General features: G+C 61.6%; 15 protein-coding genes. 11 read left to right on the top strand and 4 right to left on the bottom strand.

The genetic code is table 11. The features are described from left to right. Window positions 1–30: 30 nt before the first annotated feature. Window positions 31–1,821, top strand: coding sequence for an acyl-CoA dehydrogenase C-terminal domain-containing protein (locus KXR72_RS16555; protein WP_437422190.1), 1,791 nt, complete (start codon window positions 31–33; stop codon window positions 1,819–1,821). Window positions 1,822–1,993: 172 nt separating this feature from the next. Next, window positions 1,994–3,769: an acyl-CoA dehydrogenase C-terminal domain-containing protein gene (locus KXR72_RS16550; protein WP_437422189.1), complete on the top strand. Its 1,776-nt coding sequence runs from the start codon at window positions 1,994–1,996 to the stop codon at window positions 3,767–3,769. A 408-nt stretch (window positions 3,770–4,177) separates the two neighbouring features. Here the strand turns inward: KXR72_RS16550 and msrA are convergent, their stop codons facing one another. Continuing rightward, window positions 4,178–4,825: a peptide-methionine (S)-S-oxide reductase MsrA gene (gene msrA / locus KXR72_RS16545; protein WP_437422188.1), complete on the bottom strand. Its 648-nt coding sequence runs from the start codon at window positions 4,823–4,825 to the stop codon at window positions 4,178–4,180. Window positions 4,826–4,914: 89 nt separating this feature from the next. Then, on the bottom strand, window positions 4,915–7,587 hold the full coding sequence (locus KXR72_RS16540; RefSeq protein WP_437422187.1) for a sensor domain-containing protein: 2,673 nt from the start codon (window positions 7,585–7,587) through the stop codon (window positions 4,915–4,917). 149 nt (window positions 7,588–7,736) lie between these two features. Between KXR72_RS16540 and KXR72_RS16535 the strand changes: the two genes are divergently transcribed. Then, the gene (locus KXR72_RS16535) at window positions 7,737–8,225 is read left to right on the top strand and encodes a hypothetical protein (protein ID WP_437422510.1); all 489 of its coding nucleotides are present in this window, start codon (window positions 7,737–7,739) and stop codon (window positions 8,223–8,225) included. Between the two features lie 61 nt (window positions 8,226–8,286). Here the strand turns inward: KXR72_RS16535 and aceF are convergent, their stop codons facing one another. Both aceF and aceE read right to left on the bottom strand, forming a co-directional pair. Next, window positions 8,287–10,284: a dihydrolipoyllysine-residue acetyltransferase gene (gene aceF, locus KXR72_RS16530; RefSeq protein ID WP_437422186.1), complete on the bottom strand. Its 1,998-nt coding sequence runs from the start codon at window positions 10,282–10,284 to the stop codon at window positions 8,287–8,289. A 24-nt stretch (window positions 10,285–10,308) separates the two neighbouring features. Then, entirely contained in the window at window positions 10,309–12,954 is a 2,646-nt protein-coding gene (gene aceE / locus KXR72_RS16525) for a pyruvate dehydrogenase (acetyl-transferring), homodimeric type (RefSeq protein WP_437422185.1), read from the bottom strand. A gap of 274 nt (window positions 12,955–13,228) precedes the next feature. Between aceE and glnE the strand changes: the two genes are divergently transcribed. The 8 genes from glnE (at window position 13,229) to KXR72_RS16485 (ending at window position 22,906) form a co-directional block, all read left to right on the top strand. Continuing rightward, window positions 13,229–16,174, top strand: coding sequence for a bifunctional [glutamate--ammonia ligase]-adenylyl-L-tyrosine phosphorylase/[glutamate--ammonia-ligase] adenylyltransferase (gene glnE / locus KXR72_RS16520; RefSeq protein WP_437422184.1), 2,946 nt, complete (start codon window positions 13,229–13,231; stop codon window positions 16,172–16,174). Between the two features lie 42 nt (window positions 16,175–16,216). Beyond that, entirely contained in the window at window positions 16,217–17,140 is a 924-nt protein-coding gene (ilvE, locus tag KXR72_RS16515; protein ID WP_437422183.1) for a branched-chain-amino-acid transaminase, read from the top strand. Between the two features lie 73 nt (window positions 17,141–17,213). Next, window positions 17,214–18,248, top strand: coding sequence for a lipopolysaccharide heptosyltransferase II (waaF, locus tag KXR72_RS16510; protein WP_437422182.1), 1,035 nt, complete (start codon window positions 17,214–17,216; stop codon window positions 18,246–18,248). Next, entirely contained in the window at window positions 18,249–19,250 is a 1,002-nt protein-coding gene (gene waaC / locus KXR72_RS16505) for a lipopolysaccharide heptosyltransferase I (RefSeq protein WP_437422181.1), read from the top strand. Then, the gene (locus tag KXR72_RS16500) at window positions 19,250–20,371 is read left to right on the top strand and encodes a glycosyltransferase family 4 protein (protein WP_437422180.1); all 1,122 of its coding nucleotides are present in this window, start codon (window positions 19,250–19,252) and stop codon (window positions 20,369–20,371) included. Before waaC ends, KXR72_RS16500 begins: the two co-directional genes overlap by 1 nt. Next, a complete protein-coding gene (gene rfaP, locus KXR72_RS16495; protein WP_437422179.1) occupies window positions 20,368–21,174 on the top strand; it encodes a lipopolysaccharide core heptose(I) kinase RfaP in 807 nt (268 codons plus the stop codon). Before KXR72_RS16500 ends, rfaP begins: the two co-directional genes overlap by 4 nt. Continuing rightward, window positions 21,171–22,166 (top strand): glycosyltransferase family 9 protein, encoded by a 996-nt coding sequence (locus KXR72_RS16490; protein WP_437422178.1) that lies wholly within the window; start codon window positions 21,171–21,173, stop codon window positions 22,164–22,166. Before rfaP ends, KXR72_RS16490 begins: the two co-directional genes overlap by 4 nt. Continuing rightward, on the top strand, window positions 22,166–22,906 hold the full coding sequence (locus KXR72_RS16485; protein WP_437422177.1) for a lipopolysaccharide kinase InaA family protein: 741 nt from the start codon (window positions 22,166–22,168) through the stop codon (window positions 22,904–22,906). Before KXR72_RS16490 ends, KXR72_RS16485 begins: the two co-directional genes overlap by 1 nt. Window positions 22,907–22,922 lie beyond the last annotated feature (16 nt).

Genomic DNA, 22,922 nt, shown 5'->3' with positions numbered 1-22,922 from the left:
CGATGTATGCGAACCGTCCTGGAGAAACCCATGCCCGACTACAAGGCCCCCCTGCGCGACATGCGCTTTCTGATCGACGAGGTCTTCGACTTCGCCAGCAGCTACGTCGCCATAGGCGCTCATGACGCCACGCCTGATATGGTCAGCGCCATCCTCGAGGAAGGCGCGAAGTTCTGCGAACAGGTGCTGGCGCCGCTCAATCGCAGCGGCGACGAAGAGGGCTGCCATCACGCGGACACGGTAGTCACCACACCGAAGGGCTTCAAGGAAGCCTTCGGCCGATATGCCGAAGGCGGCTGGATGGGCTTGGCGTCTGACCCGGCCTACGGCGGGCAGGGCTTGCCGCATTCATTGGGGCTGGTCATCGGTGAGATGGTCGGTTCGGCCAATACCTCGTTCGGCATGTACCCAGGCCTGACTCACGGCGCCATGGCGGCCATCGGTGCGCACGGCAGTGACGAGCAGAAGCAGACCTACCTGACCAAGATGACCGAAGGCCGCTGGACCGGAACCATGTGCCTGACCGAGCCCCACTGCGGCACCGACCTCGGCATTATCAAGACCCGCGCCGTGCCGCAGGCCGACGGCAGCTATGCCGTCAGCGGCACCAAGATATTCATCTCCGCCGGCGAGCACGACCTGAGCGAGAACATCGTGCACCTGGTGTTGGCCAAGCTGCCCGATGCGCCGGCTGGCACCAAGGGCATTTCGTTGTTCATCGTGCCCAAATTCATGCCTGCCGGTGACGGCATCGGCGAGCGCAACGGTGTCACCTGCGGTTCGATCGAGCACAAGATGGGTATCAAGGCGTCGGCCACTTGCGTGATGAACTTCGATGGCGCAAAGGGTTTTCTCATTGGCGAGGTGAACAAGGGGCTGAACTGCATGTTCACCATGATGAACCACGCGCGGCTGGGCACCGGCATGCAGGGTCTTTGCAATGGTGAGGCGAGCTACCAGGGCGCGGTGAAATACGCCAACGAACGTCTGCAGATGCGTTCGCTGACCGGCCCCAAGGCGCCGGACAGGCCTGCCGATCCGATCATCGTGCACCCCGATGTGCGTCGCATGCTGCTGACCATGAAGGCGTTCAACGAGGGCAACCGCGCGCTCGCCTATTTCACCGCACAACTGCTCGATCAGTTGCACAGCCCGGAGGAGGCCAAGCGCCAGGAGGCGGAAGGCCTGCTCGCTTTCCTCACGCCGATCTGCAAGGCCTTCATGACCGAAACCGGCCTGGAGGTCACCAACCACGGCATGCAGGTCTTCGGGGGGCACGGCTATATCCGCGAATGGGGTATGGAGCAGCTGATGCGCGACGCGCGGATCGCGCCGATCTACGAGGGCACCAACGGCATCCAGGCGCTCGACCTGCTCGGGCGCAAGGTGCTTGGTAGCCAGGGCAAGCTGATGTTGGGCTTTACCAAGCAAATCCATAAATTTTGCGAAGCGAACGCAGGCCACGCGGCTCTCGGCGCTCAGGTTGCCGAACTGGCACGGCTGAACAAGCAGCTGGGCGAAGTTACTGCCCGCATCGGCATGGCGGCGATGAAGAACCCTGACGAAATCGGCGCGGCCGCGCTCGACTACCTCATGTACTGCGGCTACTTCGTGCTTGGCTACCTCTGGCTGCGCATGGCCCTTGTCGCGCAACGAAAGCTGGAGCAGGGCACGGAGGCGCCCGGTTTCTACGAAGCCAAGCTGGCCACCTGCGACTTCTACTTCAAGCGCCTGCTGCCGCGCACCGGCGCGCACCTGGCAGCGATAGACGCCGGCAGCGAGAGCCTGATGAAGCTGCCCGCAGAACACTTCAGCGCCTGATCACGCCCTGCCTAAAGGCCCGCTTCATGCGGGCTTTTTCCATGCCTGACGTCGGCTCGTCGGCGGAACCCGCTAGTCACAAACAGACGCTTCGGCCCTCTCGAGGCGTCGGCTAGACTCGCTGTCTAGCAAACGGCCACACCGGTCGGTGACAGTCCCAGCGAGGTTTCCCATGGCTGACTACAAGGCACCCCTTCGCGACATGCGGTTCGTCCTCAACGAAGTGTTCGACGCCCCGAGCCACTGGCGCGCCATGCCCGCGCTGGCCGAAGTGGTCGACGCCGAGACCGCCGACGCAATCCTCGAAGAGGCGGGCAAGATCACGGCCGGCACTATCGCCCCGCTCAACCGCAGCGGCGACGAAGAAGGCTGCCATTGGCAGGACGGCGCGGTGACCACCCCGGCGGGCTACCCCGAAGCCTACCGACTGTATGCCGAAGGTGGCTGGGTCGGCGTTGGCGGCGATCCGGCTTACGGCGGCATGGGCATGCCGAAGGCGATCTCGGCGCAGGTCGAAGAGATGATGAACTCTGCCAGCCTTGCCTTCGGTCTTTATCCGATGCTCACCTCCGGCGCTTGCCTGTCGATCTACGCACATGCCAGCGAAGCGCTGAAACAAAGATATCTGCCGAATATGTACGCGGGTGTCTGGGCCGGCTCGATGTGCCTGACCGAGCCGCATGCCGGCACGGACCTCGGCATCATCCGCACCAAGGCCGAGCCGCAGGCCGATGGCAGCTACAAGGTCACCGGTACCAAGATCTTCATCACCGGTGGGGAGCACGACCTGACCGAGAACATCATCCACCTGGTGCTGGCAAAACTGCCGGACGCACCGGCGGGCTCCCGAGGCATCTCGCTGTTCCTGGTGCCAAAGGTGATGGTGAATGAAGACGGTTCGCTGGGCGAGCGCAACAGCCTGGCCTGCGGCTCGATCGAGCACAAGATGGGCATTCAGGCCTCAGCCACCTGCGTGATGAACTTCGACGGCGCCACCGGCTGGATGGTTGGCGAGCCGAACAAGGGCCTGGCGGCCATGTTCACCATGATGAACTACGAGCGCCTGGGCGTAGGAATTCAAGGGCTGTCAACCGGTGAGCGTTCCTACCAGAGCGCGATCGAATATGCCCGCGAGCGCATCCAGAGCCGTGCGCCGACCGGCCCGGTCGCGCAGGACAAGGCCGCCGATCCGATCATCGTGCACCCTGACGTGCGACGCATGCTGCTGACCATGAAAGCGCTTAACGAAGGAGGGCGCGCCTTCTCCACCTACGTCGCGATGCAGCTCGACACCGCGAAGTTCAGTGAGGATGTCGACGCCCGTGCGCGAGCCGAGGCGCTGGTCGCGCTGCTGACGCCCGTGGCCAAGGCCTTTCTCACTGACATGGGGTTGGAATCGACCATTCACGGCCAGCAGGTATTTGGTGGACACGGTTTCATTCGTGAGTGGGGCCAGGAGCAGCTCGTTCGCGACTGCCGCATTACGCAGATCTATGAGGGCACCAACGGCATCCAGGCGCTGGATCTGGTCGGGCGCAAGGTCGTTGGCAGTGGCGGAGACCTGTACAGGGTGTTTGGTGATGACATCCGACGCTTCTGCCGTTCGGCCGGCAGCGAGATGGCTGAGTTCGTGACCCCGCTCGAAGCCTCGCTTGGTGTCCTCGACGATCTCACTGAATTCGTGCTCGACGGCGCACGCAACAACCCCAGCGAAATCGGCGCTGCGTCGGTCGAGTATTTGCAGGTGTTTGGCTACACGGCCTACGCCTTCATGTGGGCGCAAATGGCCGCCGCAGCGCAGGGCAAGGACCATGATGATTTTTATGTCAGCAAGCTCGGCACGGCACGCTTCTACTTTGCACGCCTGCTGCCGCGGATTCATTCCTTGGCAGCGTCGGTGAAAGCAGGCAGCGAATCACTCTATTTTCTGCAGGCGGAGCAGTTCTAACGACTTAACCTGTAGAGGCAAATTGAAATTAATTCGCCATCGAAGGGAACAATGCGCCATCACGCCCGGTCATAAAGCAGCCTACGCTATGGGCAATTGCTTACAAACTTGAAGCATGGACGGTTCGTTTGTAAGCAATTGCTTACAAAGCGTGGTGCAGTTGGCTACTACAGGTTCCATGGAGCGCTGAGTAGTCTGCTTGCCAGGACAGGGGCGTATGGAAGCGCAGTCAAACAACAGGAACGCTCAGTGGACCGACGCCAGGATGGCGTAGATCACGGATGTCAGGATTCAGTCTGCAAAGGCCCCGCTTACGCGGGGTTTCTTTTTTGTGCCGCCGTTGCGGCCAAATGCTTAACCCGATGGTACTAGCTAGCGCGTCGACGCCATGGCGTCGACGCGCACCGTTCAGGCTGGCATGCAGACGCCTGTGCCACCCAGACCACAATAGCCGCCCGGGTTCTTGGCAAGGTATTGCTGATGGTAGGCCTCGGCATAGTAGAAGGTCGGCGCGTCTTCGATCTCCGTGGTGATGCTACCGAAGCCTTGTGCATTCAGCGCTGTCTGGAATGCGGCTTCGCTCGTGCGTGCCTGCTGTAACTGGTCATCATCGAGGCAGTAGATGGCCGAGCGATATTGAGTGCCGATGTCGTTACCCTGACGCATGCCCTGAGTCGGGTTGTGTGCTTCCCAGAAACGCTTGAGCAGCGTGGCGTAGCTGACCTGCTGCGGGTCGAAGACGACCAGCACGGCCTCGGTATGCCCAGTAAGCCCGGAGCAAACCTCTTCATAGGTGGGGTTCGGCGTTACGCCGCCGGCGTAACCAACCGCTGTGGTCCAGACACCGGGTAGCTCCCAGAAGCGGCGCTCTGCCCCCCAGAAGCAACCCATGGCGAAAATCGCTTGCTGCAGGTGCGCTGGGAAGGGTGGCTGCAGCGGATGGCCATTGACGAAGTGCGCATCGGGCACTGGAATCGGCGTGGCGCGGCCGGGCAGCGCCTGGGTCTGGTCGGGCAGCGCCTGCTTGTGAACGAGAATTTGCGAGCGCAGGGTCATGTGGGTTCCTCGATCCGAAAGTCCAAAGGCTGCCTGAAAGCCTAGGCCAACGGCGCGATAAACCAAAGCGCTTTTCTATGAACGAGCGGTTAGGCCCAGCGTGGATAGCGACCGAGACTGGCGAGCAGGGTATTGCCGGGAATTGGCCGATCGAACAGGTAACCTTGGCCGATATCGCAGCGGTGCTGGCGTAGGAAGGCGAGCTGTTCGGGCGTTTCGACTCCTTCGGCCACGACTTTCAGGCGCAGGTTGCGGGCCATGGCGATCACGGCGGAAGTGATTTCCATGTCGTCCTGGTTGCCAGGGATGTCCTTGATGAAGCTGCGATCGATCTTGATCACGTCGATCGGGAATTTCTTCAAGTAGCTGAGTGACGAATAGCCGGTCCCAAAGTCGTCCATCGCCAGCGTGACGCCCAGCGCCTTGAGGCCGATCAGTTGCTGGCGGGTCTCGTCAGTGGCTTCCAGCAGCAGGCTCTCGGTGAGTTCGAGTTCGAGCATTTCAGGCGGTAGACCTTCCTCTGCCAGCACGCGGGCGATGGAGTCGACCAGCTCGGGGTCGGAGAACTGCTTGGGCGAGAGATTGATCGCCATGTGCGGGGTGCCATTGCCCAGCGCGGCCAGCTGCTTGCTCATGCGGCAGGCTTCGCGCGCCACCCATTTGCCGATCGGGATGATCAGCCCGGTTTCCTCAGCAACGCTAATGAATTGGTCCGGGCGGATCATGCCCTTTTCCGGATGATGCCAACGCAGCAGTGCCTCGAGCCCCTGTAGGCGGCCGGTTCTCAGGCAGAGCTTGGGTTGGTAGAAGATCTCCAGTTCGTTTTGCACCAACGCACGCCGCAGGTTGTTCTCGACGAACAGCTTGTAATTCGCCTCGGCATGCAACGCTTCGGTAAAGACCTGGACTTGGTTCTTGCCGTTGGCCTTGGCCTTGTGCAGCGCCTGACCTGCATGCTTCATCAGCGTTTCCGGGTCGCGTCCGTGAAGCGGCGCGCACGCCAGGCCCAGTGAGGCGCTGACGGTGATCAGCTGCTTATCGACGAAGAGCGGTTTGTCGAGGATGCGCAGGACTTGATTCGCCAGCCGATGGCCTTCGTCGAGATCCATGTCGTCGAGCAGCAGGGCGAACTCGTTGCTGGCAAAGCGCGCCAGGACGCTGTCACGGTTCAGGCTGTTGCGCAGGCGACGGGCCAGGCTGGTCAGGAGTTTGTCGCCGGTCTGGTGACCCAGGCTGTCGTTGATGCGCTTGAAATTGTCAATGTCCACCAGCAGCAAGCACAGCCTGGGGCTCGCATTGCGCGCGAAGCGTTCTTCAATGCTGCGTATGAAGAAGGGGCGGTTTCCGAGGTTGGTCAGGTTGTCGGTGTAGGCCAGGCGCTCGATATGCTGCTGCGCCAGTTTGCTATGCGTTATGTCTTCATAAATGCCGATGTAGTGCGTGAGCTCACCACTTTCGCCGAAGACTTTGGAGATCGACAACTGCCCCCAGTAGGGCTCGAGATTCTTGCGGCGGCTGCGGAACTCACCTTGCCAGCTGTTGTTGTTGGCCAGCGCGGATGAGGTGTCGAAGAGCAGCTCGCTGAGGTTCTCCAGGGCGGTCAGGTCTGCCAGCCGCCGGCCGCGTACCTCCTCGGCGGAGAACTGCGTAATGGAGGTGAAGCTGGGGTTGACGTAGTCCACCACACCGTCACGGTCGACCAGGATGAATGCGCTGGCACTCTGTTCCACCGCCCGCTGGAACAAATGCAGCGTGTGAGTGGCGCTTAGTCGCTGTTGATTGGCCAGTACCTGCGCATATTGGTCGGCCAGCTCGCCAGCGAACGCCACCTCGTCGGTGTGCCAGGCTCGGGCGCACCCTGAATGCGCCAGGCAGAGCACACCGATCACTTCACCGCCGACACGGATGGTCGCGTCGAGGATGGAGGTAATGCCGCGGGGCTTGAAGAAGTGCTCCACCAGCTCCTGAGTACGCGGGTCGTCTACGACATTTTGAACGTCGATGGCGCGACTGGCATGGAGCGCCTCCAGATACCGGGGGCACGTCGTGGTATCGAGCGTGCCTGGGTATTCGTGGCTGTTGGTATCGCGCCGATACGCGGCGATCGCTTCGAGCTGGCTGCCATTGACATGCCAGATTGCTGCGCGTGCGATGCCATAGGCTTCGCTCGCTGCTCGGGTGATCAGTTGGGCGGCCTCGAGCTGTGGGTCGGGCGAGCTGTAACGGTGGCGTGCCAGCCGCACGATCAAGCTCTGTTGGGCGCGTGAGCGGATCAAGTGCTCAAGGTGTTCGTCCTGGGCCTGCTGGTAGAACTCCAGGGATGATCTAAGCTTTGCGTTCTCGATCTCGAGCGCAGGCGAGACGGCGCTGTGTTGCTCAACGATCAGGTAGCCACACACGACTTCGCGGCCATATTGCTGGCAGAGCTCACCAATTTCGAGCAAATCCAGCATGCCGTTCGCGGCGTGAATGCAGTAGCGGACCGAGTAATGACCGAGGTCGGCCAGTTGTGTCTGGATGATGTCGTGCAGCTGCAGCCGGGCCTGGGGTTCCATCAGGCTGGCGTAGGGTGAGTCGATCAGAGAGCACAGCTCTTGGGCCGGTTGGCCTAGGTAGCGCTCGCAGGCGGGGTCCAGGTAAAGCAGCGCCCAGCTGGATTCATTTAGGCGCTCGAAGCGCAGCATGCCGAGCCTGGAAGGCACTGGCAACTGCGTCACAACCTCGGTCGCCAGACGGCTGGCGGCATCGGTATGTATTTTCATCGAGCGGTTTGCTTCCAGTATGCTGCGGGAATCGCTCTGCCAGGCCCAATCTAGGCGCGTTTCCTGGCAAAGCGATGGCTAAATAACATTAATTATCACAAGGGTGCATCATGCAGCAGGGACTGACAAGTCGGCTACTGAACTTCCTGATGGTCTCGCTCCTGCTCGTCGCCGGCGAGCAGCTAAAAGCGGCGGAAACCAACACCCTGGGGTCTGACGAACCTGCTCGATACCTCGCTGAGCTGAAGTCGCTTTACCTGACATCCAATGAGCGCCAGGCCTTGCTCGCGCATACCAATGCGTTGCTGAAAACCTATGGCCTGCGGGCGTCTTATCAAGTCGGCCAACCTGATCCGCATGACCTCGATTACCGGCTAGACGTGGGGCAGCCCGGCGAGCTGCGCATTCGCGAAGAGCGTCGTGATGCCTCCGGCAATCTGGCCGTCCGAAACCGTAGCCTGAGCGTCTTTGGTGTCGACCCTTACCTGCAATACCGATGCCCGACCCAGGGGCTGGTCTGCACCTTCGGTAATTCCAGCGACGGAGAGCCTTGGCTGACCATCCTGCGCGACCCTCAGGGCGCCGAGGAGCTGGCCAAAGCCTTGTCGTTCCTGCTGCGCAATATGCAAAAGGGCTGACGACACGCATCGCCCCAGCATGAAAAAACCCGCCGAAGCGGGTTTTTTCATGGTCAACGACTCACAGCAACATCGTGCGGATGTCCGCGAGCAGCTCGGACAGGCGCTTGGTGAAGCGCGCGGCTGCGGCCCCGTTGATGACGCGGTGATCGTAGGACAGCGACAGCGGCAGCATCAGGCGAGGCTGGAACGCCTTGCCATCCCATACCGGTTGCATGGTCGCCTTGGAAACGCCGAGGATCGCCACTTCCGGCGCATTGACGATCGGCGTGAAGCCGGTACCGCCAATGTGGCCGAGGCTGGAGATCGTGAAGCAGGCGCCCTGCATGGCATCCGGTGACAGCTTCTTGGTGCGTGCCTTCTCGGCGAGTTCCGCCGCTTCCGCGGCCAGCTGCAGCAGGCTCTTCTGGTCGACGTTCTTGATGACCGGAACCAGCAAGCCGTCCGGTGTATCCACGGCGAAGCCGATGTGGACGTACTTCTTGCGGATCACGGCCTTGCCGCTTGGCGCAAGCGAGGCGTTGAACTCCGGCAGCTCCTTGAGCAGATGCGCGCACGCCTTGAGCAGCAGCGGCAGTACGGTCAGCTTGACGCCGGCTTTCTCCGCGACCGCCTTCTGCGAAACGCGGAAGGCTTCCAGCTCGGTGATGTCCGAGGACTCGAACTGGGTCACGTGCGGCACGTTGAGCCAGCTGCGATGCAGGTTGGCGGCGCCGACCTGCATCAGGCGTGTCATCGGGACTTCTTCGACTTCACCGAATTTGCTGAAGTCCACTTCCGGAACCGCTGGGATACCCGAGCCGCCCGCCGCGCCGGCGGCTGGCGCCTGCTTGGCTTTGTGCATCATGTTCTTGACGTAGGCCTGGACGTCTTCCTTGAGGATGCGCCCCTTCGGGCCAGTGCCTTGAACGTCAGCCAGCTCGACACCGAACTCACGTGCGGTCATACGCACGGCTGGGCCCGCATGCACCTTGGTGCCGGCCTTGCTCGGGCCGCTTACGGCCGGAGCGGGGGTCGCCGTTGCCTTGGCTTCCGGAACGCCCTGCTTGTTGGGCGCGACGGCCTTTTGCTGCGGTGCGGCTTCCTGCGGCTTGGGCTCGGCCTTTTTCGCTGGCGCTGCGCCTTTGACCTTCAGGGTCAGGATCAGATCGCCAGTCTTGGCATCGTCACCCACCTTGATCGACAACGACTCCACGACGCCTGCTTTTGGCGCCGGGATTTCCATGCTGGCCTTGTCGGACTCGAGGGTGATCAGCGACTGATCGGCTTCAACGCTGTCGCCGGCCTTGATCATGACTTCAATGACCTTGGCGCTGCCGCTGGAGCCGATGTCTGGAATACGAACCTCTTCGACGGATTCGCCAGCCGCTTCGGCCGGTGCTTCGGCGGCCTGTTCGGTGAGCTTTTCCTTCGGTTGGCTTTGCGGCGCGCTGCTGGCTGCTGCCGGTTTGCTTGCTGCTTCGCCCTTGAGGATCAGGATCAGATCGCCGGTACCGACTTCATCCCCCACCTTGACCGAGATGCTCTCGACCACGCCTGCGGCGGGCGAGGGGATCTCCATGCTGGCCTTGTCGGACTCGAGGGTGATCAGCGCTTGCTCGGCGGCAATGGTGTCGCCGGGCTTCACTGAAACTTCGATCACGCTGGCTTTGCCGGAGGAGCCGATGTCCGGAACCTTGATCTCCTGCGACTCGCCTTCGTCAGCGGATGCTGATGGATTCTCGTCGCCCGGAGGCGTTGGGACTTCAGCTTCATCAGCTGGCCCACCGGTTGCTGCGCCGGCTGGCTCGGCAGCGGCTTGCGCCGGTGCCTCGCTGCTCTGGCCGTCTTCACTTTCCAGCTCAAGTAGCTCGTCACCTTCCTTCAGGCGGTCGCCGAGCTTGACCTTCAAGGCCTTCACGACGCCCGCCTTGGGCGCCGGAATTTCCATGCTGGCCTTGTCGGATTCAAGCGTCAGGATGCTCTGGTCGGCCTCGATACGGTCGCCGACCTTGACGAACAACTCGATTACTTCACCCTCACCGCTGCCGATGTCGGGTACGCGTATGGTTTCACTCACAATAGGTTCTCCTGTGCGCACGCATCAGCAATCCAGCGGATTGCGCTTCTCGGGGTCGATACCGAACTCGGTGATGGCATTGGCCACGACCTTGCGTTCGATGGCGCCGCGATCGGCGAGAGCCTGCAGCGCGGCGACGGCCACCCAGCGACGGTCGACTTCGAAGAAATCACGCAGCTTGGCGCGCGAGTCGCTGCGGCCGAAGCCGTCGGTGCCCAGCACCTGATATTCGCGCGAAGGCACCCACTGACGGATCTGATCAGCGAACAGTTTCATGTAGTCGGTCGAGGCCACTACCGGACCTTCACGGCCTTCCAGGCACTGCTCGACGTAGCTCTTGCGGGGTTCTTCGGTCGGGTGCAGGCGGTTCCAGCGGTCCACGGCCAGGCCATCACGGCGCAGTTCGTTGAAGCTGGTGACGCTCCAGACATCGGCGCCGACGCCCATCTTGGCGAGGATGTCCACCGCCGCGCGCACTTCACGCAGGATGGTGCCCGAGCCCAGCAGCTGCACGCGGTGCTTGAAGTCGCCCTTGGCTTCCTCGAGCAGGTACATGCCCTTGATGATGCCGTCCTCGACCCCTTGGGGCATGGCCGGCTGCTGGTAGTTCTCGTTCATCACGGTGATGTAGTAGTAGACGCTTTTCTGCTGCTCCATCATCTCGTGCATACCGTGATGCATGATCACCGCCAGCTCGTAGCCGTAGGTGGGGTCATAGCTGCGGCAGTTGGGGATGGTGCTGGCCAGAATGTGGCTGTGGCCGTCTTCGTGCTGCAGGCCTTCGCCGTTGAGCGTGGTGCGCCCTGAGGTACCGCCCAGCAGGAAGCCGCGGGTCTGGGCATCGCCCGCCGCCCAGGCCAGGTCGCCGATGCGCTGGAAGCCGAACATCGAGTAGAAGATGTAGACCGGCAGCATGGGCTGGTTGTAGTTGCTGTAGGCGGTACCTGCCGCGATGAACGAGGAGAACGCGCCGGCTTCGTTGAGGCCTTCCTGCAGGATCTGGCCGTCCTTTTCCTCGCGGTAGTACATCACCTGATCGCGGTCGACCGGCTCGTACAGCTGCCCGACAGGCGAGTAGATGCCCAGCTGGCGGAACATGCCTTCCATGCCGAAGGTACGCGCCTCGTCGGCGAGGATCGGGACAATGCGCTTGCCCAGGTCCTTGTCCTTGACCAGCTGCGAGAGAATCCGGCCGAAGGCCATGGTGGTGGAAATCTCGCGCTCGCCGGAGCCGTCGAGTACCGCCTTGAGGGTTTCCAGCGGCGGCGTCGGGATGCTGAAGCTCTTCGGCCGACGCTGCGGCAACGAGCCGCCGAGCTTTTCACGGCACTTGCGCAGGTACTTCATCTCGGCGCTGTCTTCGGCCGGACGGTAGAACGGCAGCTCTTCCAGCTGAGAATCGTTGACCGGGATATCGAAGCGATCGCGGAATTTCTTCAGGCTGTCGATATCGACTTTCTTGGTGTTGTGGGCGATGTTCTTCGCCTCACCGGCACCGGTGCCGTAGCCCTTGATGGTCTTGGCCAGGATGACCGTCGGCTGGCCCTTGTGGTTGACCGCCTGGTGATAGGCCGCATAAACCTTGTAGGGGTCGTGGCCGCCACGGTTGAGCTTCCAGACTTCTTCGTCGGACATGCTCTCGACGCGCTTGAGCAGCTCCGGATCGGCACCGAAGAAATGCTTGCGCACATAAGCGCCATCTTTGGCCTTGTAGTTCTGGTATTCGCCGTCGATGGCCTGGTCCATGCGACGCTGCATGCGACCGTCTTCGTCGGCAGCGAATAGCGGATCCCACAGGCGGCCCCAAACGACCTTGTTGACGTTCCAGTTCGCGCCTTTGAACACGCCTTCCAGTTCCTGGATGATCTTGCTGTTGCCTCGAACCGGGCCGTCCAGGCGCTGCAAGTTGCAGTTGATGACGAACACCAGGTTGTCGAGGTTCTCGCGGCCGGCCAGGGAGATGGCACCGAGGGTTTCGGGCTCGTCGCACTCGCCGTCACCGATAAAGCACCAGACGCGCTGCTTGCCCTTCGGAATGAAGCCGCGGTTTTCCAGGTACTTCATGAAACGCGCCTGGTAGATCGCGGTGATCGGACCCAGACCCATGGATACGGTCGGGAACTGCCAGAAGTCCGGCATCAGGTGCGGGTGCGGGTAGCTCGACAGGCCTTGGCCATCGACTTCCTGGCGGAAGTTGAGCATCTGGTCTTCGGTCAGGCGACCTTCGAGGAAGGCGCGAGCGTAGATGCCGGGCGAGGCGTGACCCTGGTAATAGATCAGGTCGCCGCCGTGTTCTTCGGTTGGAGCCTGGAAGAAGTAGTTGAAGCCGATGTCATAGAGCGTCGCGCTGGAGGCAAAGGTGGAAATGTGTCCACCCAGGTCCGGGTCCTTCATGTTCGCGCGCATCACCATCGCCAGCGCGTTCCAGCGGACCAGGGAGCGAATGCGTCGCTCCATGAACAGGTCGCCGGGCATCTTGGCTTCGCGCGTGACAGGGATGGTGTTGCGATACGGGGTGGTGATGCCGTAGGGCAGGGGAGTACCACTACGGGTGGCCAGTTCCCCCATCCGGGTCATGAGGTAATGGGCGCGGTCTTCACCTTCTCGGTCGAGGACTGACTCGAGGGCGTCCAGCCATTCCTGGGTTTCGACGGGATCGAGATCTTGCATGGCTTGCTCCAGGGCGGAAAGGCTTCCAGAATCGGTTGCCTGACTTCGCTGCCGGCTTTGTGGGCCGGTGCGTATATGTTCTTGGATATGATGCCGGGGGTAGAGCCGGGCCCTGTAGTTTTACTACAAAACCGCTCTTGATTCAGCCCCCTGTAACAATCATTCGTAGTAAAACTACATGCGCAGCGACCCCGCTGGCTTGGCTGGCTTGGGTTCCAGGGCTCTGGCTCGATACTTTCGCTGTCTTGTAGCCAATCGTTCGCTAAGGAGCCCTATGAGTCTGCCACCGCTGGTTGCGCTGCCCACCTCGCTCCATTCTTTGGTCAGTCGTGCCGAGGAGACGTTCCTCGATGCGCTGCGCGACTCATCGGCGCAGGAGGTGGATGCGTTCATCGCTTGGCCCGAGCCACGGCGCGAGGCGTTCGGGCGGGTCTGCGCCGCCAGTGATTTCGTCAGCGAACAGGTTAGTCGAGATCCTTCGATGCTGCTGGGGCTGGCCTCATCCGGGTTGTTGGAGCGTTCGCTGAAGAGTGGCGAGATGCGGGCGTCGCTCGCTGAAGCGCTGGCCGATTGCAGCGACGAGGACGAGCTGGCGCGACGGCTGCGGCGTTTCCGCAACCGCCAGCAGGTGCGTATCGTCTGGCGTGACCTGACGCGCCAGGCTGACCTGGCCGAAACCTGCGGCGACCTTTCGGATCTGGCCGACGCCTGCATCGACCTGGCCTACGCCTGGCTCTATACGCGTCACTGCGAGCAGTTCGGCGTGCCGACCGGGCGGCGTAGCAGCGAGCCGCAGCACATGGTCATCCTCGGCATGGGCAAGCTCGGCGCCCGCGAGCTCAATCTCTCTTCGGATATCGATCTGATATTCGGCTATCCAGAAGGTGGCGAAACCGTTGGCGCTAAACGCTCACTGGATAACCAGGAATTCTTCATCCGCCTCGGTCAGCGACTGATCAAGGCGCTCGATGCGCCGACACTCGACGGTTTCGTTTTTCGCGTCGACATGCGCCTGCGGCCCTATGGCTCGTCCGGCTCGCTGGTGCTGAGCTTCAATGCGCTGGAGCAGTACTACCAGGATCAAGGGCGCGACTGGGAACGCTACGCCATGATCAAGGCGCGCGTAGTGGGTGGCGATCAGTCGGCAGGCAAGGTGCTGCTCGAAATGCTCCACCCCTTCGTCTACCGGCGCTATCTCGACTTCTCGGCGATCGACGCGCTGCGCACCATGAAACAGCTGATACAGCAAGAAGTCCGGCGCAAGGGCATGGCGGCCAACATCAAGCTGGGCTCCGGTGGTATTCGCGAAGTGGAGTTTATCGCGCAGGCTTTCCAATTGATCCATGGCGGCCGTGACCTGAGCCTTCAGCAGCGGCCGCTGCTAAAGGTGCTGACTACGCTTGCGGGCCAGGGCTATCTGCCTGCGCCGGCGGTCGACGAACTTCGCGAGGCCTATGAATTTCTGCGCTATACCGAGCATGCGCTGCAGGCCATCGATGACCGTCAGACGCAAATGCTGCCGGACAGCGCGATCGACTGCGATCGTGTCGCTTTCATCATGGGCTTCGATCACTGGGAGGCATTCCACGAGAAATTGCTTCATTGGCGTGGGCGCGTGGCGTGGCATTTCCAGCAAGTGATTGCCGATCCGGATGAGGACGAGAAAGCCGAGGGCGAAACGCTCGTCGGTGGCGAGTGGCTGCCGCTTTGGGAGCAGGATTGGGATGAGGAGCACGCCTGCCGCCAGTTGACCGATGCCGGTTTTCGCGACGGCCAGGGCGCCTGTCAGCGCCTTGCCGCGCTGCGCAGCGGAAATCAGGTGCGTACCATGCAGCGGCTTGGCCGCGAACGGCTGGACGCCTTCATCCCACGGCTGCTCGCACAAGCGGTAGAGCAGGACGACCCGGACCTGGTACTCGAGCGCGTCATGCCACTGGTCGAGGCGGTGGCACGGCGTTCGGCTTATCTCGTGCTGCTGACCGAAAATCCTGGCGCCTTGCAGCGGCTGCTCGAGCTTTGCGCGGGCAGCCCGTGGATCGCCGAGCAGATCACTCGCTTCCCGCTGTTGCTGGATGAGTTGCTCAACGCGGGGCGCCTGTTCAGCCCGCCGCAGGCGCCTGAATTGGCGTCCGAACTGCGTGAGCGGTTGGCGCGAATTCCTGAAGACGATCTCGAACAGCAAATGGAAGCCCTGCGCCACTTCAAGTTGGCGCATCGGCTGCGCGTCGCCGCCTCGGAGATCGCCGGCACGCTGCCCTTGATGAAAGTTAGCGACTATCTGACTTGGCTGGCAGAAGCGATTCTCGAAGAAGTGCTGGCGCTGGCCTGGCGGCATACGGTCGCGCGTCACGGCCAGCCGCGGCGTAGCGACGGTTCGCTTTGTGATCCGGCCTTCGTCATCGTCGGCTACGGCAAGGTCGGTGGTCTTGAGTTCGGTCACGGCTCGGATCTGGACTTGGTCTTCATTCACGACGGTGATCCGAATGCCGAAACCGATGGCGGCAAGCCCATCGATGGGGCGCAATTCTTTACTCGCCTGGGGCAACGCATCATTCACCTGCTGACTACCCAGACCACCTCCGGCCAGCTTTACGAGGTTGACATGCGACTGCGGCCGTCCGGTGCCGCCGGGTTGCTGGTCAGCTCGTTGGGCGCTTTTGAGCGTTACCAGAGCGGGGAGGCATGGACCTGGGAGCATCAGGCGTTGGTGCGTGCCAGGGTGCTCGTCGGGTGCCCTCAGTTAGGGGCAGATTTCGAAAAGGTCCGTGCTTCGGTTCTGGGGCAGCCCCGTGATCTGGAACAGCTGCGCAGTGAGGTCAGCGAGATGCGTGCCAAGATGCGCGACAATCTCGGCACCCGTTCCACCCAGGCCGGCACGGCCGACAGCGCCTTCCTGCCCGACGGCGAGTTCAACCTCAAGCAGGATGCCGGTGGTATCGTCGATATCGAATTTATGGTGCAATACGCGGCTTTGGCGTGGTCGCACCAGCATCCGCAACTGCTGCGCTATACCGATAACATCCGCATTCTCGATGGGTTGGAGCAGGCCGGATTGATGACCGGCGATGAGGTGCGGCTGTTGCAAGATGCCTACAAGGCCTACCGTGCAGCGGCCCACCGGCAATCACTGCAAAACCTGCCTGGCGTGGTGAGTGGGGACCAATTTCATGACGAGCGACGTGCCGTGATGCGTATCTGGCGCGAACTGGGGCTTGCCTGACTCGTCTGCAAACAGCATTTATCGAATTCCGAGGTGGCAACAATGTCGATGGCCGATCGTGATGGCGTGATCTGGTATGACGGTGAGCTGGTTCAGTGGCGCGACGCGACCACCCATGTGCTGACTCACACCCTGCATTACGGCATGGGCGTTTTCGAAGGCGTGCGCGCCTACGACACGCCGGCCGGCACCGCAATCTTCCGTCTGCAGGCGCACACCGATCGCCTGTTCGATTCGGCGCACATCATGAACATGAAGATGCCGTATTCGAAGGAAGAAATTAACGAGGCCACCCGCGCCGCCGTTCGCGAAAATAACCTGGAAAGCGCCTACATCCGTCCGATGGTCTTCTACGGATCTGAAGGCATGGGCCTGCGCGCCAGCGGCCTGAAAGTGCACGTGATCGTCGCAGCCTGGCACTGGGGCGCCTACATGGGCGACGAGGCGCTGGAAAAGGGCATCAAGGTTCGCACCAGCTCCTTTACCCGTCACCACGTCAACATCAGCATGACCCGCGCCAAGTCCAACGGTGCCTACATCAACTCGATGCTGGCCCTGCAGGAAGCCATCTCTGGCGGCGCTGACGAAGCCTTGATGCTCGACCCGGAAGGCTACGTGGCCGAGGGCTCGGGCGAAAACATCTTCATCATCAAGGATGGCGTGATCTATACCCCCGAGGTCACTGCGTGCCTCAACGGCATCACCCGCGCCACTGTGCTGACCCTGGCCGACGAGCTGGGTATCAAAGTGGTCGAGAAGCGTATCACCCGCGATGAGGTCTACATCGCCGACGAGGCCTTCTTCACCGGCACGGCTGCCGAAGTCACGCCGATTCGCGAAGTCGATGGCCGCAGCATCGGCATCGGCCGCCGTGGCCCAGTGACCGAGCGCGTCCAGAAGGCGTATTTCGATCTCGTCTCCGGCAAGACCGACGCGCACGCCGCCTGGCGGACGCTGGTAGGTTGAAGGCCCTGGGCTGGGGGCTGGCGAGACGCTTCTCTGTGCAACCTCCAGCCTTTTGCCTCAAGCGGCTTTGATTATGAATATCCTCATCGTGGGTCCCAGTTGGGTCGGCGACATGGTAATGGCGCAGACGTTGTTCGCCTGCCTGAAACAGCGCTACGCCGATTGCCAGATCGACGTGCTGGCGCCGGAGTGGAGCCGGCCGATCCTTGAACGGATGCCCGAGGTTCGTGAGGCGCTGAGCTTTCCTGTCGGGCATGGCGTGCTCGATATGGCGACGCGGCGCAGCATCGCACAAGGCCTGCGTGGCCAATATGATCAGGCCATTCTTTTACCCAACTCGCTCAAATCGGCGCTGGTGCCATTTTTCGCAGGCATCCCGAAGCGGACTGGCTGGCGCGGCGAAATGCGCTTCGGCCTGCTCAACGATATCCGTAAGTTGGACAAGCAGCGCTATCCGCTGATGATCGAGCGGTTCATGGCGCTGGCCTACGAACCCGGCGCCGAACTGCCCAAGCCTTATCCCAAGCCCTCGCTGAAAATCGTCGAGCAGAGTCGTGACGCAGCCTTGGTGCGGTTCGGCCTGGCGCTCGATCGACCGGTGCTGGCCCTCTGCCCTGGTGCCGAGTTCGGTGAGTCCAAGCGCTGGCCGGCCGAGTACTTTGCCAAGGTCGCCGAGGCGAGAATTCGCGAAGGTTGGCAGGTATGGCTGTTCGGTTCGAAGAATGACCACGCCGTGGGCGAGGAAATTCTGACGGGACTGATTCCTGGGTTGCGCGAGGAGGCTCAGAACCTCGCGGGTGAAACGAGTCTGGCCGAAGCCATCGACCTGCTTTCTTGCGCCGATGCGGTGGTTTCCAACGATTCCGGGCTGATGCACGTGGCCGCGGCGCTGGGACGACCTCTGGTTACCGTCTACGGTTCGACTTCCCCTGCGTTTACCCCGCCGCTGTCCGACCACGTCGAAATCGTACGCCTCGGGCTCGATTGCAGCCCCTGTTTCGAACGCACCTGCCGTTTTGGTCACAATAACTGCATGCGCGACCTCAAGCCCCGTGCAGTCATCGAGGCGCTGGAGCGCCTGACGCCGCAGTCGGTCGAGGTGCGCTGAGTGAGGGTGCTGCTGGTCAAGACCTCTTCGCTGGGCGATGTGGTTCACACCCTTCCGGCGCTGACCGATGCCGCGCGCGCATTGCCGGGCATCCAGTTCGATTGGGTGGTGGAGGAGGGGTTCGCCGAGATCCCGGCCTGGCACCCAGCTGTGGCTCAGGTCATTCCGGTTGCCATTCGCCGCTGGCGCCAACACCCGCTGCGCACCTGGCGCTCGGGTGAGTGGAAGCGCTTCAAGGCGCGCTTGGGGGAAGCCCGTTACGACCTGGTGATCGACGCCCAAGGGTTAATCAAGAGCGCGTTTCTGACGCGCCACGTCGCGGCGCCGGTCGCGGGCCTGGATCGGGACTCTGCACGCGAGCCGATGGCCGCACGTTTCTACGATCGTCGCTACGCCGTACCGCGCGACCAGCACGCCCTCGAGCGCGTCCGTCAACTTTTTGCCCAGGCTCTGGGCTATGCATCACCCCAGACGATCGGCGACTACGGTTTGGATCGTAGCCAGCTCGCCTGTCCCGGCGAGCAGCCGTACCTGTTGTTCCTGCATGGCACCACTTGGTCGAGCAAGCATTGGCCTGAGCGTAACTGGCGCGAGCTGGCCGAGCGCATGGTCGAGTTCGGCTGGGCCATCCGGTTGCCCTGGGGCAACGCCGAGGAACAGGCCCGAGCCGAGCAAATTGCCGACGGGCTGCCCGGTGTTTCGGTATTGCCGCGGCTCAACCTGGGGGGCATTGCCAAAGTCATTGCCGGAGCCCGAGCGTGCGTCGCGGTGGACACGGGCCTCGGCCACCTCGCTGCAGCGCTAGACGTACCGAGCCTCTCGCTCTACGGCCCGACCCTGCCGGGCCGCGTCGGCGCCTACGGGCGATCTCAGGTCCACCTTTGCGCACCCGGGCCGAACGCCGGCAAGGGTGACCGCCACAAACCCTGCTTCGACGCGCTGCCAGCTGAGCGCGTCGCCAGCGAACTCAAGGCCCTGTTGCGGTCGTCGGAGACAGCCTGATGCAGCTGGCTTTCATTCTCTACAAGTATTTTCCTTTTGGCGGATTGCAGCGCGACTTCATGCGTATCGCGCTGGAATGCCAGCGTCGCGGCCACCAGATTCGCGTCTATGCAATGATCTGGGAAGGCGATCAGCCGGACGGTTTCGACGTATTGATCGCGCCGGTCAAAGCGCTGTTCAACCACACCCGCAACGAGCGCTTCACCGCATGGGTCGAGGCGGATCTGGCCCAGAGGCCGGTGGATCGGGTGATCGGTTTCAACAAGATGCCCGGGCTTGACGTGTATTACGCCGCCGACCCCTGTTTCGAAGACAAGGCGCAGACGCTGCGTAACCCGATCTATCGGCGGTGGGGCCGCTATAAGCATTTCGCTGAATACGAGCGTGCGGTGTTCGAGCCGCGGTCCAATACCGAGATATTGATGATTTCCGAGGTCCAGCAGCCGCTGTTCATCAAGCACTACGCGACCCCGCTGGAACGCTTTCACCTCTTGCCGCCCGGTATTGCCCAAGACCGGCGCGCGCCAGCGAATGCTTCGGCGATGCGCCAAGCATTTCGCGACGAGTTCGAACTGGGCAGCGACGAGTTGCTGCTGGTGCAGATTGGCTCAGGCTTTAAGACCAAGGGCGTCGACCGCAGCCTCAAGGCCTTGGCGGCATTGCCACGCGAGCTGAAGCGGCGGACCCGTCTGTTCGTCATTGGTCAGGACGACCCCAAGCCGTTCCAGCTACAGGCACGTACGTTGGGGATTGCCAGCCAGGTGGAGTTTTTAAAGGGGCGCAGCGATATACCGCGGTTTCTGCTTGGGGCGGATCTGCTGATCCATCCCGCCTACAACGAAAACACCGGCACCGTGCTGCTGGAGGCGCTCGTCGCTGGCCTTCCTGTACTGGTCACGGATGTCTGCGGATACGCCCACTACATCGCCGATGCTGACGCTGGCCAGGTGGTGCCCAGCCCCTACCAGCAGGCCAGTCTCGACCGGACGCTCGCCGACATGCTCGCCGACGACGTGCAGCGTAGCCGCTGGGCGCGCAACGCTCTGGCCTATGCGGATACGGCCGACCTCTACAGCATGCCCGAGCGCGCGGCTGACGTGATTCTGGCGGAGCGCGCATGAAGCTTGTTCTTGGTGAGCCCTTCCGCTCGCGCTGGGCCGGCCGTGACCCCTTCGAGGCGGTGGAACGGCTGGACGGGCAGGTCTATCGCGAGCTCGAAGCGCGGCGCACCCTGCGCACCGAGGTGGACGGCCGCGGTTACTTCGTCAAAATCCATCGTGGCATAGGCTGGGGCGAGATTTTCAAGAATCTGAGCACCGCCAAGCTGCCGGTACTCGGTGCCGGGCAGGAGTGGCGCGCGCTGGAGCGCCTGCATCAGGTCGGCGTACCGACCATGACCGCCGTAGCCTACGGTGAGCGCGGCAGCAACCCGGCCAGCCAGCATTCGTTCATCATCACCGAGGAATTGGCACCTACGGTCAGCCTTGAAGACTACTCGGCTGGCTGGCTGGAAAATCCTCCGGACCCCGTGCTCAAACGAGCGCTGATCGCAGAAGTTGCTCACATGACCGGCACGATGCATCGCGCCGGTGTCAATCATCGCGACTGCTATATCTGCCACTTTTTGTTGCATACGGACAAGCCCGTCAAGGCGCAGGATTTCAGACTTTCAGTGATTGATCTGCATCGTGCGCAGGTTCGTAGCGAAACACCGCGGCGCTGGCGCGACAAGGATCTGGCGGGGTTGTACTTCTCGTCTTTGGCTATCGGGTTGACTGAGCGGGATAAGCTGCGTTTTATAAGCGCTTACTTTCGTCAACCATTGCGCATCATCCTTAAGGAGGAGGCCGCATTGTTGTCCCGTCTTGAGCGTAAGGCGCAGCGCCTGTACGGCCGCAAACTGCGTTATGGAGGGGCATTGTGAGTCGAGTCCACCCCCAGGGGTCATGCTCAGTCGAGTCATTTGCAGGTCGGCAAGTAGCAATCGTTCCATGCCCGGCCCTGGGCGACGTCACGCTTTATATACGCCTCGCTTGGATTTTTTGTAGTAATGGCGCTCAGGTCACCTTGTTTTCTTCGCTTGCCCAATCCACTCAGCCTCATTTTCCGTGGATGGACATCCGTACAAGCGATGCGGTGGATCTTATAGACCTGGCCTCTGCGTTCGATCTGGTAATCAGCTACGTCGGATGGCTTAACCGTGTTTCGGCTGGTGATAAGGCGATCGCCAGCCGTAATGTTGCGATCGTCTCAGCAAAAAAACTGCCTAAGACTCTAGGGTTGAGCCCCCAAAATACTGAGGTGTGCGGCCAGGTCTATCCCGATGCGTCCCGTCCGTTCTGTCTTGACTCACGGACGGGTAAGAACATGGCCCAGTGGGTTGATGACTACGCCAAAAGTGCGTTCGGGCTTGGCTGTGATAGGCAAGTTGAAGTCAAGGTTGCACGTGAACGGGGTGGGTCCCGGTCCGTCTCGATATTCCCGACAACGCCGGAGCCTCGCAAAAATTATTCATTGCGCGGCTTTGTCTGGTTAGGTCAACGGCTTCGGAGTAGAGGCTGGGAGGTAGACTTTCTGTGCCTGCCCGCAGAAAAAGAGAAAATCGCTACTCATGTAACGTCTTTCCCGGTGCGGTCTTTTCCAACCGTCGGTGAGTTGTTGAATCATCTGGCGAGTCGGCAGGCGGTTATTAGTAATGACTCGGGCGGTGGTCATCTCGCCTCGCTCATCGGGCTTCCAACGGTCACCATAACGCGGCGCAACAAGGCGTTCGTATGGCGGCCGGGTTTCGATCCTCGGAATGAAGTAATCGCCCCGCTGGTCAGCGTAAAGATTGCGGGTCGGTACTGCTGGCGGCCATTTGTGCCTATCTGGCGCATCCCGAAGGTGCTTGATCGATTTGAGCGTCAGTACTGATGGCCGGTTGTTGGGTATTGGAGTCAGCTCAGGACGAAGAGTTGGCCAGGGATTTCGGCAGCCTGGACGCAGTATTCGCGCTCACTGGCGAGCGTATAAGCGGCGACCCGCTATCAGAGGTTATCCGTATCGAGCGCGGCGGCATTCATTACTATGTCAAACGTTATACAGGTGCAGGCAAAGGCTTGCGTCGCTATCTCGGAAGGCCACGCGTCAAAGCTGAATGGCAGAACCTGAAGCTTTTTAAACGCTGGGGTATTCCTACCGCCCCGCTTGTTGCTTATGGCCTGGAGCGAAACGGCGCTTCGTTTGGGCGTGGTGCCTTGATCACCCGGGAGTTACCCGGCACGCAAGATCTGGCGCAGCTGGCGTCATCGAACGACCCGCGTCTCGGCGACAGGCAATGGGTCAACGTTGTCAGCCGGCAGATCGCCGAGGCGACGCGAATGCTTCACCTGCACCGATTCGCGCATAACGACCTCAAATGGCGAAATCTGCTGGTGGATGAGCAGCAGCGGCTGTTTCTCATCGACTGCCCCACGGGCTCGTTCTGGCATGGGCCTTTTCTGACCCGTCGGATTGTCAAGGACCTGGCGTGCCTGGACAAGGTCGCGAAGTACCAGCTGACAAGAACTCAACGTTTGCGCTTCTATCTTCAATATGTTCAGCGCAGTAGGCTGAATAGCAAAGATAAGCAACGAATCCGCCAGATAACGTCTTATTTTCTGGGGCGAGAATGACCATCTTCATCATGAT

This window comes from Stutzerimonas chloritidismutans (assembly GCF_051486945.1).
Taxonomy (GTDB): Bacteria; Pseudomonadota; Gammaproteobacteria; order Pseudomonadales; family Pseudomonadaceae; genus Stutzerimonas; species Stutzerimonas chloritidismutans_B.
This window is presented reverse-complemented; position numbering and strand designations above follow the sequence as displayed.